Source organism: Paenibacillus terrisolis (assembly GCF_056171975.1).
Genome location: NZ_JBKFGG010000032.1, coordinates 32,136 through 44,894, shown reverse-complemented (window position 1 = coordinate 44,894; position 12,759 = coordinate 32,136). Strand labels below are relative to the sequence as shown.

Sequence of the window (12,759 nt, the reverse complement as noted above, 5' to 3'; positions counted from 1 at the left end):
CTTTTATACCGCCACCGTTGCTTTAATGGCAGGATGATATTCATAATTCACAAACTCGAAATCCTCGTATACGTAGTCGAAAATCGAATCTGGCTTGCGTTTGATGACCAACTGCGGAAGCGCAAACGGTTCGCGTGCAAGCTGGGTTTTTACCTGCTCGATATGATTGTTGTAAATATGCACGTCCCCGCCGGACCAAATAAATTCGCCGACCTCAAGACCGCATTGCTGGGCGATCATGTGCGTCAGTAGCGAGTAGCTGGCGATGTTGAACGGCAAGCCGAGGAACGTATCGACGGAGCGCATGGTCATCATGCAGGATAATTTGCCGCCCGCAACGTAAAATTGAAAAACGAAATGGCACGGCGGCAGCTTCATTTGATCAACCACCGCAACGTTCCAGGCGCTGACAAGATGCCGGCGCGAGTCGGGATTTTTCTTGATCGCTTCGACAACGGCGGCGATTTGGTCGATCTTTCGCCCGTCGGCCGCTTCCCAGGCGCGCCACTGCGAGCCGTATACCGGCCCGAGATCCCCGTTCTCATCCGCCCATTCGTCCCAGATTCTTACCCCGTTCTCTTTCAAGTAGGCTATGTTCGTTTCTCCTTTTAGGAACCATAACAGCTCATGCACCACCGATTTAAGATGGATTCGCTTGGTCGTCACCAGCGGAAAACCTTTGCTGAGATCAAAGCGCAGCTGTCTGCCAAAAACGGAAATCGTCCCGGTTCCGGTCCGGTCTTCCTTGGGGGTTCCGTTCTCAAGCACGTCCTGCAGCAGATCCAAATAATTTCTCATCTATCCAACACCCCGTAACATTTATCATTTTCGCTTAATTCTAATTTATTATATCAGAAGTGCCCGGGGTTTGAACGACGGATTGTTGCTTTATTTGACAAAAGTCCTTATCTTCCCGGCTTTGCCAGCAGCTGCAGCAGATAGGGCTTTAAACCGATCATCCGCAAATTATTCGGCTTTTGTTCCGTTCCTGCGATAATTAAGGGAACATAGGAAGCAAACGGGCCAAGGTCGCCGTGAGAGCCTCCGGCCAGATGGGTCGGGGTGTTTCTTTCCGCGATTTCATATCCGGTCTTGCACGTTACGACCAGAAATTCGCCAGGCTGAGAATGCAAAGCGCCGTACATTCTCCGCAAAGCATCCGGGTAATTGCCGTAAGCCACCGTCTTTTGGGCCCGGTTCAGCTTCAGGTCAAGCACGGCCGGGTCTCCCTCAACCGTCCATTTTTGATGGTAGTCATCCATTGAAGGTCCGCCTGGTCTGAATTTGAGCTCTTTGGAAGTGCCGCCTTGAAGATTGTATATCCAACCGTTTTCTTCCCAGGAAACCGTGTCGATGCGCGGGTCGGCCCGCAGCTTGTCGGCGATGGTTCTGAGCGGGTTCTCCTTTTTTAAATTATATACATAGGCCATCGTATCGTTGATTCCCAGAACAATATCCGTGTTTTCGGAAACGCTTTGGCCCGGGTCCAGCACTTGATAGGGCTCCAAAAGCATAGGCAAATGGATGATGGCAAAACGTCCTGCCGGCAGCACCTGGTTCATACCGCTGTCCCCGATCGTCACGATGATATTTTCTTTTAACGCCTGCTCGGGGGAACCAAACGCATCCAGAATGGACTTCAGCTGCTTGTCGGTTTCAATGACCCCTTTCATCTCCGAAGGCCCGTTTTTATAAAGCTTTCCGTCAAGCTCGGGCAAATACACGTACAGAAAATCCGGCAATTTCTTTTGCTGGATTAAATATTTAACGGTTTCCACCGCGAATGCGTTGTTCATGCCCATTTCTTTCATAAAACCTACCGGTAAATCCTTAACCCCTTGCAGCGGGTTGGACAAAGCGCCCAGCGTCAAGAAATCCGGTCCCTTCACTTGGATTTCTTTAGGCAAAGTAGTCAATCCCTTGAGCATGGCGGGAATCGTTAAGCGATGGTCCTTGGCTCCCCGGTAAATCATCCCGTTGACCGAACCTGATGTTAACCCCCGTTTATCCAAATCCTCGTAAATCGTAGGCAGCTCGCGGTTCAGATGTTTTCCGTTCATGTCCATCAAGGCGTGAACAAACACCGGATTGACGCCCCGCTGGAGCACGTCGAGAGGCCCTGTCCCATAGCTGACCACTTTTTTCTCTTGGACGGAGTACCAAGTTAACCCGGGAACCCGATGCTTGTCGGGATAAGCCCCGGTGACTAGAGAACTGTCGATCGTGACCGACATGCTGGGAAACGAGCTGACCATTTTTTTGTAATATTGTCCGTGTTCGATCAAGTATTGAAAGGCGGGAAGTTGATTTTGCCGAATGCCCCGGTCAATGGCTTGGGACATCAGCGAATCAACCACCAATAAAATCACCCTTTTGTGCGCAGGGCTGCTTTCGGTGGAACGGATACGCAGCAAATCATGCTCCTTGGCCGCAGGCTTCTGGTTTTGGCAGCTCACAGCCACCATGGCAAAGCAGAGAATAAACAACAGCTTTTTTACAATGTGCCGACGCAATGGAATCACCAACTTTATAAATAGTTTTATCGCCTTTTCCATATTCACGGAGCTTAGTATGCCTGTTACTTCCAGATAAAAACCGAATGATATCAGATGTGCGTTATTTTTTTGCAGACTGTTGATTAACCAATATTAGGGAATAAAATTGAGTTCATCAAATCTAATTCCCCCCTAACAGGTAATTCCTGCACCTTAAATAAACGGTCGAATTGGGCAAACGACAACGAGCGGAAACGTGGACCCATGAGTTTCTCTGTTCAAGCCAAACTTTTAGCAACACATAGACAAGCAACGCCGTATACAACTGGCCGTACACCGCATTAGGTGTTGTTCCAAGCAGTTTAGTGACATTCAGATGTTGTTTGATCCAGTGATAAAGAACTTCAATTTGCCATCGGGGTCTTGTAAATCATCTCCAGGCGTTGGACTCTTTCACCGTGCCTCGATCGCGTAGTCGCTAGAAGACTTGAAAAACAGGGGAAGCTGGAAGTTACTAAAAAACTGCAAAAATACATCTTTTTCTTCTCTCAACGCCTATAGGACTGCAATTCCTGCAAAAGTGCATCTTTTCATGACTGAATCGTTTGCATAGGCACTTATCCCCGCTAAATTCCTGCACTTTTGCAGGCTTTTCTATCAAATCGGCATATTTCATTAAAAAAACCTGTATTTTTGCAGGAATTGGACTCGTACTCTGCAGTTTGGCTTGTATCCGTTTGCCAGTTTGAATCGGCTTTCATTTTTCCACCTTTTTGGGTTAATCAATAGGCCTAGATTTATTGAAATATCCAAACATTCGTTCTCGTCCAATGCGTAATATCGTGCTACAATCGATTACAAACAAATGTTCGGAGGTCGATTTTCGATGGATCATTTCCGGCTGCTTAGCGTCGTCCATGTGTTCCTCGTTCAGGACAACCGTCTCTTGTTAAGCGCGCAAATACAGGCCTTGAGGATGGACTTTACGGCGTTCCGTCGGGAAAGCTTGAAGGCGGAGAGGAAATTAAAGCGGCAGCAATTCGCGAAGCCAAGGAAGAATGCAATGCGGAGATTGAGCCGAAGGACCTTGAAATGATTGGGGTCATGCATATCAAGACCGAGGACGGCGAGCGGATCGATTTTTTCTTTGTATGCCATCATTGGGCGGGTAAAATTCGTAATAATGAACTGGAGAAATGTTCCGAGTTGGCTTGGTTTCCTATCGATCATCTTCCAGCTGACTTCATTCCTTTCGTCAAGCAGGCGTGGGAAAGATACCTTCAAGGAATCTGGTTTTCGAGTTATGGCTGGTAAAATAATAACAAAAATCGCAATTCAAATCACGAACAAACGTTCTTTTTGGTGTTGACGATTTCCATTTTATGGGTTATCATTACCTCAAATGAATATGCGGACGCGAGAGAAGCACCTCGCAAGAAACGGCTTTATGAAGCCTTTCTTGGGGGTGCTTTTTGCGTTGCCGTTAATGATGAGATTGGAGCTGAATGAAATTGAAAATTAGAATGATGGATGTCCGTAAATTTAGCTTTAAAGCAGCCGCCTTAAGTTTAGTTTTTGCCGTATGCTTTTCGTTTCTCTCCCTCCCGTTCACCGGAATTAATGCCGCAGCCGCAGCTTCTTCACCATGGGATGCCGCCCTGGAGGGCATTGATGTGCTGCATGATGAGCTAGACTTGCTGAAGACAGCGCTCAATCAAGAAAGCGCCGCGATCTCGGAGCTGCGCAAGCGCAATAACGCCGCTCTCAAAACGGTCAATGACAAAGTCAAAACAATCGATCAAGCTGCGGTAACCCGCCTAAGCGCCGAAGCCAAGTCACTCGAACAGAAGCATGCTCCCCTGCTCGATAAATATACGGTTTTAGGCAAGCAAGCAGCCGAGGCGCGCAAGCGCAAGGATAAGAAAGCCGCGGATCTGTACGATCTGAAGCGAAATCAAATCAAAGCCCAGACCACTGCCGCGAAAACTGAAATTACCGCAAAAAAATCGGCGCTAGCTTCAGCCAAAAAACAAGCCGCAGCCAAGAAGAAAGTCGTCCAGGATGCTATTGCCCCGGTACAAGCTTATAAGAAACAAATTACCGCCGAAAACAAGACGATTGCCGCCATTCGCAAAAATATCACCGCCGCCGATAAACGCTACCGCGTCAGCGTAAAACTGGGTGACGCCGTTTCGGCTTTAGTCGAGCTTAAGCGCGTTTATGATTATTCGAACCAGGTACATTCCTCTCAGCAAAAGGTTTTTGACTTGGAAAAACGAATTTCGCAGACGATTCAAACCGCTTCCGGAAAACTGCCGAAGTAACCGGAAAACATGCCATAAATCGGGGGTCCATATCGCATCGACATAGCAGACTCCCGATTTTCATTCCCTGAATATTCTGTTTATCCGGTTAATGGTTGCGCATCAAATTCGAATTCTATATTGCTATATCGTAATATTAGGATATAATGATTTATATTGAATCGGACATGAAGAGGTGAGTTGATTGGACAATAATTTCAAAGCGTATCATGAAGCTGCCGAAATGCTGAAGGCATTGGCGCATCCCGTAAGACTGTGTATCGTAAAAGGATTACTCGAGAAAAAACAATGCAATGTCAGCTATATGCAGGAATGTCTGGATCTTCCGCAATCGACCGTTTCGCAGCATTTGCAAAAACTGCGCAGTTTGGGGATCGTTGAAGCGGAACGCAAGGGCCTTGAGGTCATGTATAAAATTACTGACGAACGAGTCGTCAGACTGGTACAAATGTTATTTGAGGAGGAAAAAGTTCGTGAATAAAAAAGTAATTATCGTCGGCGGGGTTGCCGGAGGCGCTTCGGCGGCCGCAAGACTGCGGCGGCTTGACGAAGAGGCGCATATTATTATGTTTGAACGGGACCCCTATATCTCATTCGCGAATTGCGGCCTTCCCTATTACATCGGCGACTCGATCAGAGACCGTTCAAAACTGCTGGTGCAGACCCCGGAAGCGATGCAGCAGCGGTTTAATATCGATGTGCGAACCGAAAGCGAAGTCATCCGTCTCGATCCGGTTAACCGAACGGTTCATGTTCGCAGTAAAGAACGCGGGGAGTACACCGAAAGCTACGATGACGTTATTCTGTCTCCGGGAGCCAAACCGATTCGTCCTAACCTACCGGGTATCGAAAGCTCCAAAATTCATACCCTTCGTAATATTCCGGATACGGATCGGATCAAGGAGCGGGTCGTCAAGGAAAAAATCCGTTCCGCGGTTGTGATCGGCGGAGGTTTTATCGGCGTGGAAATGACCGAGAACCTGCGAGAAATCGGCGTTAACGTTACCCTTATCGAAGGCGGCCCGCAAATTCTGGCCCCTTTTGACGCGGAAATGTCTAATGCCCTTGCCAAAGAACTTGAAGATCACGGGGTAAAATTGCTGCTGTCCCAAAGCGTGCAATCGTTTCGGGAAATTGGCGAACAAATCGAAGTCGGCACGGCAGGCGGACATAAACTGTTAAGCGATATGGTAATCCTGGCCATCGGCGTGATGCCGGACACGGGGTTCCTGAAAGACAGCGGAATCGGACTAGGGCCTCGAGGTCACATTATCGTTAACGAGAAACTGGAAACCAGCTTGGATAATGTTTATGCCGTGGGTGATGCGATTGAGGTCACCGATTTCGTAAACGGCGGCAAAGCGGCTATACCGCTGGCCGGACCGGCGAATAAACAAGGACGAATCGCAGCCGATAATGTTTGCGGGCTCGGCACGACTTATAAAGGTTCACAGGGCACTTCGATTATCAAAGTGTTTGGATTGACCGGCGCGGCCACCGGAAATAACGAGAAAACGCTTATGCGGCTGGGTAAGCCATATCATGAGGTTTATGTTCATCCGAATTCTCATGCATCCTATTATCCCGGGGCTACGCCTTTGTCAATCAAACTGCTGTTTCAGGGCGACGGAACGATTCTCGGCGCTCAGGCTGTTGGCTTTGACGGCGTCGACAAGCGAATCGACGACATTGCGACGGTAATTCGGCTCGGCGGTTCGGTTATGGATTTGACGGAGCTTGAGCTGGCCTATGCCCCACCTTTTTCATCGGCAAAAGATCCGGTAAATATGGCCGGTTATACTGCCGAGAACGTGCTTTCCGGCCTCACCGATGTATTCGCTCCTAAGGATCTGGCGGAACGAGATCCGGAAAAAACGCTGCTGGTGGACGTCCGTTCCAAAATGGAGCATGCGAACGGTCATATTCCCAACTCCCTCTCAATGCCGGTCGACGAGCTTCGCGGCCGTCTTCACGAGTTGGATCCGTCGAAGGAAATTTGGGTGTATTGTCAGGTCGGGCTGCGGGGATACACCGCTTCGAGAATTCTCAAGCAAAAAGGCTTTCAAGTACGCAATCTGACCGGCGGATATAAAACCTATCAGATGTCACAATACCGGCCAAACCAATCCATTGCTTCCCCAGCCTCCCAGACGGAAAGTGAGCCGGAAATTGCCGTCACCGCCGAGCAAATGATCCCAGCCGACGCGGAGCTCGATGCCTGCGGTCTTTGTTGTCCAGGGCCGCTTATTCAAGTCAAGCAATCGATGGATCGGCTCAAAGATGGGCAGATTTTGCACGTTACGGCTTCAGATCCGGGTTTTTACGAAGATGTGCAGGCCTGGGCCGCGATGTCAAAGCATCGAATGATTCGAGTCGATAAATCCGGGAACGGACTTATCGAAGCGTACGTCATGAAAAACGGCGAAGCGGCAAACCAGACCTCATCGGTGAATCCTGTCCCTACGACCCAGGAAGGCACAACGATGGTCGTTTTCAGCGGCGATTTGGATAAAGCCATCGCTTCATTTATTATCGCCAACGGAGCTGCCGCAAGCGGCAAGAAAGTAACCCTGTTTTTCACCTTCTGGGGCCTTAACATCATCCGTAAGCATAATAAAGTCGCGGTGAATAAATCGTTTACGGGACGCATGTTTGGCGCCATGATGCCCCGCGGCAGCCGCCGATTATCCCTTTCCAAGATGAACATGATGGGCATGGGCGCCAAAATGATTCGCAGCGTGATGAAGAACAGCAACGTCTCTTCTTTGGAAGAGCTCATGGAGTCGGCCATCCGACAAGGCGTCGAAATCGTTGCCTGCCAAATGTCCATGGACGTGATGGGAATTGTCAAAGAAGAATTGGTGGACGGCGTACGGATCGGCGGCGTTGGGTACTATCTCGGTAAAGCGGATCAATCCGGCATTAATTTGTTTATCTAAACTCATATATCTATATATAAGTTGAATAAAAAGAAAAGTAGCAGGGCAAGAGTGTGAAATGTTCTGGCAGAAGCGAAGCGTTCGCCTTTGTGACCGGATTTCAACCCCATCTGAATTTATAAAATTCAAGAAATCCGGGAACAACAGCGATCGAAGGAATATTTCACACGGCTGCCTTGATACGTTCAATCATCAGTTCAACTTATAGTAGGAATAAGCCCCTCTGCATTTCGCAGGGGGGCTTATTGGGCCGATATTTTGTATAATGGAAATATCCGCTTGCAAGTAATTCCGCCATTTCTGGATTAAAGGAGAGGAAGCCATGACAGAAAATAATTATAATGCGAATGCGGAACGTTTTACCGGATTTGGGGCGTTATATGATCAAAACCGCCCGAAAGCCCCTGAAGAGGTCGTCAAAATTTTAATTCAATATCTGGGGAGAAAACCTCAGCAAGTAGTTGATGTAGGCTGCGGAACGGGTTTATCCACCTTTCTGTGGTTAGGCGCCTCGGAAGCCGTTATCGGCGCTGAGCCTAATGACGATATGCGCAAGGTTGCCGTCGCACGCTTTGAGGCGGAATCTTCCCCCTCTTCCCTGCAATTCGTCAAAGCCCTCTCTCACGAGCTGCCGCTGGAATCCAGATCAACGGATATCATCACCTGCTCTCAGTCTTTTCATTGGATGGAGCCGGAATCAACGTTGAAGGAATTTGCCCGCATTTTGAAGCCGGGCGGCGTATTTGCGGCGTACGATTACGATTGGCCGCCGGCGCTGAATTGGGAATTGGAACAAAGCTACCTCAAACTCAATACCCTCGCCGACACAAGGGCGCTGGAACTGGCTCCGGAAGAAACAAAAGCGGAACGCTGGAACAAAAACGATCATTTAAAGCATATTCGTAAATCCGGTTTGTTCCGGTATTCGCGGGAAATCGTATTTCATAACCTCGAACTCTGCGACGCCGAACGTTTCATAAACCTGGCCTGCAGTCAAAGCGGGCTGCAAATGGCCGTCAAATTAGGCGCGGATGATGTGGAGGAAGCTCTCGTGGAATTTCGCAAGCAAGTAGAAGCGGACTTCCAAGGAGAAACCCGTGAGATTTTGTTCGGCTACCGGATGCGGTTGGGTGTCAAATAAGAAGCTTTCAATAAAAAAGAGGCAAGGCCCGTTATTCGGCCTTGCCTGAATGATTTATATGCTTAGGAGAATTTCGCCCTTTTGAAGTAACGAAAGATTCGGATGAAACGATTAGCGGGACAATACGTGAATCGGATGCCCTTCCACCAGCTCGGCGGTTTCCATCACGATTTCGCCCAGCGTCGGGTGAGCATGAATCGTCAAAGAAATATCTTCGAGCGTTGCGCCCATTTCAATGGCGAGGCCAAGCTCTGCGATCAGGTTCGAAGCTTCGATTCCGACGATTTGCGCGCCGAGAACCACATTGTTTTCTTCATTGGCAACCAGCTTGATGAAGCCGTCCGGTTGGTTCAAAGATGTGGCGCGGCCATTGCCTGCGAACGGGAATTTGCCGGCTTTCACTTTAAAGCCCTTTTCCTTGGCTTCTGTTTCCGTTAAACCTACGCTGGAGCATTCCGGATCGGTAAACACAACAGCCGGCATCGCTTTGTAATCCACGACGGACGGAAGTCCGGAGATTGCTTCTGCAGCGACTTTACCCTCATAAGAAGCTTTATGCGCAAGCGCAAGACCGGCTACGATATCGCCGATGGCAAAGATGTTCGGGTTGCTGGTGCGTCCTTGATGATCGACTTCGACCAAACCGCGATCAGTCAGCTTAACGCCGGCCAGGTCGAGGCCAAGATCGCCGTCGGTATTAGGACGGCGGCCTACGGTTACCAGCAGGTAATCGGCGGTCACTTCTTTGCTTTCGCCGTTTACGGAATATTTCACGGTGACGTTTTTGTCGGTTTGCTCTGCACTTTCGGCTTTGGCGTTGGTCACGATTTCGATGCCGGTTTTCGCCATGTTTTTGGCAACCAAACGAGTCATGTCTTTATCAAAACCAGGGAGTACCGTATCCAATCCTTCGATAATGGTTACTTTTGTGCCGAATTTGGAGAACATTTGGCCAAGCTCAGCGCCGATGTACCCTCCGCCGATAACGACCAGGCTGCTTGGAATTTCTTGCAGGTCCAGCGCTTCCGTCGAGGACAGGATACGGCCTCCGAACGGGAATGGCTTCAGTTCAATCGGACGGGAGCCCGTTGCGAGAATGCAATGTTTGAAGCGGTAACGAGGCGACTCGTGTTCGTTAAACGCACGCGCTTCATTTTCGTTGATAAACATCACTTCCCCGTTGAACACTTCCACTTTGTTGCCTTTGAGCAGACCCGCTACGCCTTGAGTCATCTTTTTGACTACGCCGCTTTTGAATTCTTGGGTTTTCGTGAAGTCAACCTTCACATTTTCTGCCGAAATTCCGAAGGCATCCCCATGTTTTGCGGACTCATACTGATGAGCCGCCGAGATCAACGCCTTGGATGGAATGCAGCCGCGGTTCAAACATACGCCGCCAAGCTCGGATTTATCGACAATGATGACCTTTTGCCCCAGTTGGGCGGCACGAATGGCCGCCACATATCCGCCGGGACCGGCACCGACTACTAATGTATCAATATCCAGAGAAGCATCTCCTACTACCATTGATTACACCTCCATAACCAGCAGCTCTGGGCTAGCAAGCAGCTGTTTGATATAGTTCATGAAATTTTGTGCGGTTGCGCCGTCGATCAGACGGTGGTCGAAGCTGAGCGACAGAGCCATAACCGGTGCCACGACAATTTCGCCATTGCGTACTGCGGGTTTTTCGCTGATCCGGCCTGTTCCCAAGATCGCCACTTCAGGATAGTTGATAATTGGCGTAAAGAACATGCCGCCGGCAGAACCGATGTTCGAAATCGAAATCGTGCTGCCTTTCATTTCGGCCGCGGTCAGTTTGCCTTCGCGTCCGCGCGCCGCCAAATCGGAGATCGCTTCGGCGATCATCCAGATGCTCTTCCGGTCGGCATCCTTGATGACCGGTACGATCAAGCCGTTATCCGTGTCGGTGGCAATCCCGATGTCGTAATGTTTCTTGTAGACGATTTCGTTGTTTGCTTCGTCGATGGATGCGTTCAATGCCGGGAATTTCCGGGAAGCAGCCACCAGCGCTTTGACGATGAACGGCAGGTAAGTAACCTTGATGCCTTTCTTCTCGGCTACCGGTTTCATGCGGGTACGGAAAGCAACCAGCTCGGTAACGTCGACTTCGTCCATAATCGTTACGTGAGGCGCGGTATACGCGGATTTAACCATCGCATTGGCAATCGCTTTGCGGATGCCTTTGAACGGAACGCGCTCTTCGTCGGCGCCGACCGGAATGGCCGTAGGAGCCGAAACTGCCGGAGCGGCTTGTGCCGCTGCAGGGGCCGCCGTGTCAGCAACAGCCGCTGGAGCTGCCGCTACGCCGCCGCCGTTTTTGAAGGCTTCCACGTCTTCGCGAGTGATTTTGCCGGCGTTGCCTGTGCCGGGCACCAGCGAGATGTCGATACCTTGCTCGCGGGCAAACTTGCGAACGCTAGGCGTTGCCAGTACTTCGCGGTTTGGAGCAACCGGAGCTGCCGGAACCGCCGCTGCTGCCGCAGGGACTGCTACAGGCGCGCTTGGCGCTTCAGCCGCAGCAGGCTGCGGAGCGCTTGCTTCCGGCTCATCATGTGCCGGAGCGCCCTCTTGCTCGGGAATGTCGCCTTCCGCATCAATGACGGCGACGACTTGGCCCACACGGAAAACCGCGCCGTCCGTACCGAACACTTCCTGTACCGTACCGTTCACCGGACAAGGGACTTCGACAACCGCCTTGTCGTTTTGCACTTCCATGATAATATCTTCGTCCGTTACTTTATCGCCGGGTTTAATATGCATTTTGATAATTTCGCCTTCATGCAAACCTTCCCCAAGCTCTGGAAAACGATATTCAAATTTAGCCACCGTAAAAGACCTCCTGTTTCGAAGATTAGAATTCTAGAACTTTATTTACACCTGCAATAACTTTGGCTGGAGACGGAAGCCATTGATCTTCGATTTGCGCGAACGGATAAACCGTATCCGGAGGCGCTATGCGAAGCACTGGCGCTTCCAGGTGCAGGAGCGCTTTCTCATTGATTTGCGCGATGATTTCCGCCGCGATGCCTGCGGATTTTTGCGCTTCTTGAACCACGATGGCGCGGTTCGTTTTCTTGATTGAGGTCACGATTGTATCGATATCCAGCGGCACCAGCGTGCGCAGGTCGATCACTTCGGCTTTAATGCCTTTTGTTTTTTCCAGTTCTTCCGCCGCTTTCACCGCGGTGTGAACCATCAACCCGTAGGCAAGGATCGTAACGTCCGAACCTTCGCGAACGATATTGGCTTTGCCCAGCTCAACCGTGTAGTCTCCTTCCGGAACTTCGGCGCGGAACGCGTGATACAAGTTCAAATGCTCCATGAAAAATACAGGATCGTTATCGCGGATAGCCGAAATCAGCAAGCCTTTGGCATCGTACGGATTCGACGGGATGACCAGTTTGATGCCCGGAGTCTGCGCGATAAGACCTTCCAGGGAGTCGGTATGCAGTTCGGCCGCTTTAACGCCGCCGCCAAACGGAGTGCGGAAAACAATCGGCGCGTTATAACGGCCGCCGGAGCGGTAACGCATCCGTGCGGATTGAACCAGGATTTGATCGAGCGCTTCGAAAATAAAACCTACAAACTGAATTTCCGCGATCGGACGGAAGCCTTGAATTCCGAGGCCGACGGCCATGCCGCCGATAGCCGATTCCGCCAGCGGCGTATCCAGCACGCGTTCTTCCCCGAAATCTTTTTGCAAACCTTCCGTTACCCGGAATACGCCGCCGACATGCCCTACGTCTTCGCCGAAAATAATGACATTCGGATCGCGCTCCAGCTCAACACGCATGGCGTCGCGAATTGCTTCTTTCATATTCATTTGTGCCATAGCT

Annotated in this window: 10 protein-coding genes and 1 pseudogene; 5 read left to right on the top strand and 6 right to left on the bottom strand. The window is 50.2% G+C overall.

Annotated features, from left to right (window positions below; translation table 11 throughout):
* Positions 1–3 precede the first annotated feature (3 nt).
* The 3 genes from thyA to ACI48K_RS20860 all read right to left on the bottom strand — a co-directional run bounded on the left by thyA (position 4) and on the right by ACI48K_RS20860 (position 2,871).
* A complete protein-coding gene (gene thyA, locus ACI48K_RS20870) occupies positions 4–798 on the bottom strand; it encodes a thymidylate synthase (RefSeq protein WP_475029567.1) in 795 nt (264 codons plus the stop codon).
* A gap of 107 nt (positions 799–905) precedes the next feature.
* The gene (locus ACI48K_RS20865; protein WP_475029566.1) at positions 906–2,513 is read right to left on the bottom strand and encodes an alkaline phosphatase family protein; all 1,608 of its coding nucleotides are present in this window, start codon (positions 2,511–2,513) and stop codon (positions 906–908) included.
* Between the two features lie 163 nt (positions 2,514–2,676).
* On the bottom strand, positions 2,677–2,871 hold the full coding sequence (locus ACI48K_RS20860) for a hypothetical protein (RefSeq protein WP_475029600.1): 195 nt from the start codon (positions 2,869–2,871) through the stop codon (positions 2,677–2,679).
* A gap of 629 nt (positions 2,872–3,500) precedes the next feature.
* On the opposite strand from ACI48K_RS20860, the pseudogene ACI48K_RS20855 reads away from it, so the two are divergent.
* The 5 genes and pseudogenes from ACI48K_RS20855 to ACI48K_RS20835 all read left to right on the top strand — a co-directional run.
* A pseudogene (locus ACI48K_RS20855) lies at positions 3,501–3,809 on the top strand (NUDIX domain-containing protein); the annotation flags it as partial.
* Between the two features lie 191 nt (positions 3,810–4,000).
* The gene (locus tag ACI48K_RS20850; RefSeq protein ID WP_475029565.1) at positions 4,001–4,819 is read left to right on the top strand and encodes a hypothetical protein; all 819 of its coding nucleotides are present in this window, start codon (positions 4,001–4,003) and stop codon (positions 4,817–4,819) included.
* Positions 4,820–5,003: 184 nt separating this feature from the next.
* Positions 5,004–5,300, top strand: a complete 297-nt coding sequence (locus ACI48K_RS20845) for an ArsR/SmtB family transcription factor (protein ID WP_475029564.1) — start codon at positions 5,004–5,006, stop codon at positions 5,298–5,300.
* Positions 5,293–7,758 carry a DsrE/DsrF/DrsH-like family protein gene (locus ACI48K_RS20840; RefSeq protein ID WP_475029563.1) on the top strand — a complete coding sequence of 822 codons (2,466 nt, stop codon included), beginning with the start codon at positions 5,293–5,295 and terminating at the stop codon, positions 7,756–7,758. The genes ACI48K_RS20845 and ACI48K_RS20840 overlap by 8 nt, the downstream gene beginning before the upstream one ends.
* Positions 7,759–8,080: 322 nt before the next feature.
* The gene (locus tag ACI48K_RS20835) at positions 8,081–8,899 is read left to right on the top strand and encodes a class I SAM-dependent methyltransferase (RefSeq protein ID WP_475029562.1); all 819 of its coding nucleotides are present in this window, start codon (positions 8,081–8,083) and stop codon (positions 8,897–8,899) included.
* Between the two features lie 111 nt (positions 8,900–9,010).
* Here ACI48K_RS20835 and lpdA read toward each other — a convergent pair whose 3' ends face one another.
* From lpdA to ACI48K_RS20820, 3 genes are read right to left on the bottom strand one after another with little or no spacing between them, the layout of a single operon-like run.
* Positions 9,011–10,426 (bottom strand): dihydrolipoyl dehydrogenase, encoded by a 1,416-nt coding sequence (lpdA, locus tag ACI48K_RS20830; protein WP_475029561.1) that lies wholly within the window; start codon positions 10,424–10,426, stop codon positions 9,011–9,013.
* Between the two features lie 3 nt (positions 10,427–10,429).
* Positions 10,430–11,749 carry a dihydrolipoamide acetyltransferase family protein gene (locus ACI48K_RS20825; protein WP_475029560.1) on the bottom strand — a complete coding sequence of 440 codons (1,320 nt, stop codon included), beginning with the start codon at positions 11,747–11,749 and terminating at the stop codon, positions 10,430–10,432.
* Between the two features lie 25 nt (positions 11,750–11,774).
* On the bottom strand, positions 11,775–12,755 hold the full coding sequence (locus tag ACI48K_RS20820; RefSeq protein ID WP_475029559.1) for an alpha-ketoacid dehydrogenase subunit beta: 981 nt from the start codon (positions 12,753–12,755) through the stop codon (positions 11,775–11,777).
* Positions 12,756–12,759: the final 4 nt, after the last annotated feature.

What these genes read in the sequence shown, in the direction of transcription:
- ACI48K_RS20850 (WP_475029565.1), top strand. Translation starts at nt 4,001, where the DNA reads ATGAAATTGAAAATTAGAATGATGGATGTCCGTAAATTTAGCTTTAAA.
- lpdA (WP_475029561.1), bottom strand. Translation starts at nt 10,426, where the DNA reads ATGGTAGTAGGAGATGCTTCTCTGGATATTGATACATTAGTAGTCGGT.
- thyA (WP_475029567.1), bottom strand. Translation starts at nt 798, where the DNA reads ATGAGAAATTATTTGGATCTGCTGCAGGACGTGCTTGAGAACGGAACC.
- ACI48K_RS20820 (WP_475029559.1), bottom strand. Translation starts at nt 12,755, where the DNA reads ATGGCACAAATGAATATGAAAGAAGCAATTCGCGACGCCATGCGTGTT.
- ACI48K_RS20835 (WP_475029562.1), top strand. Translation starts at nt 8,081, where the DNA reads ATGACAGAAAATAATTATAATGCGAATGCGGAACGTTTTACCGGATTT.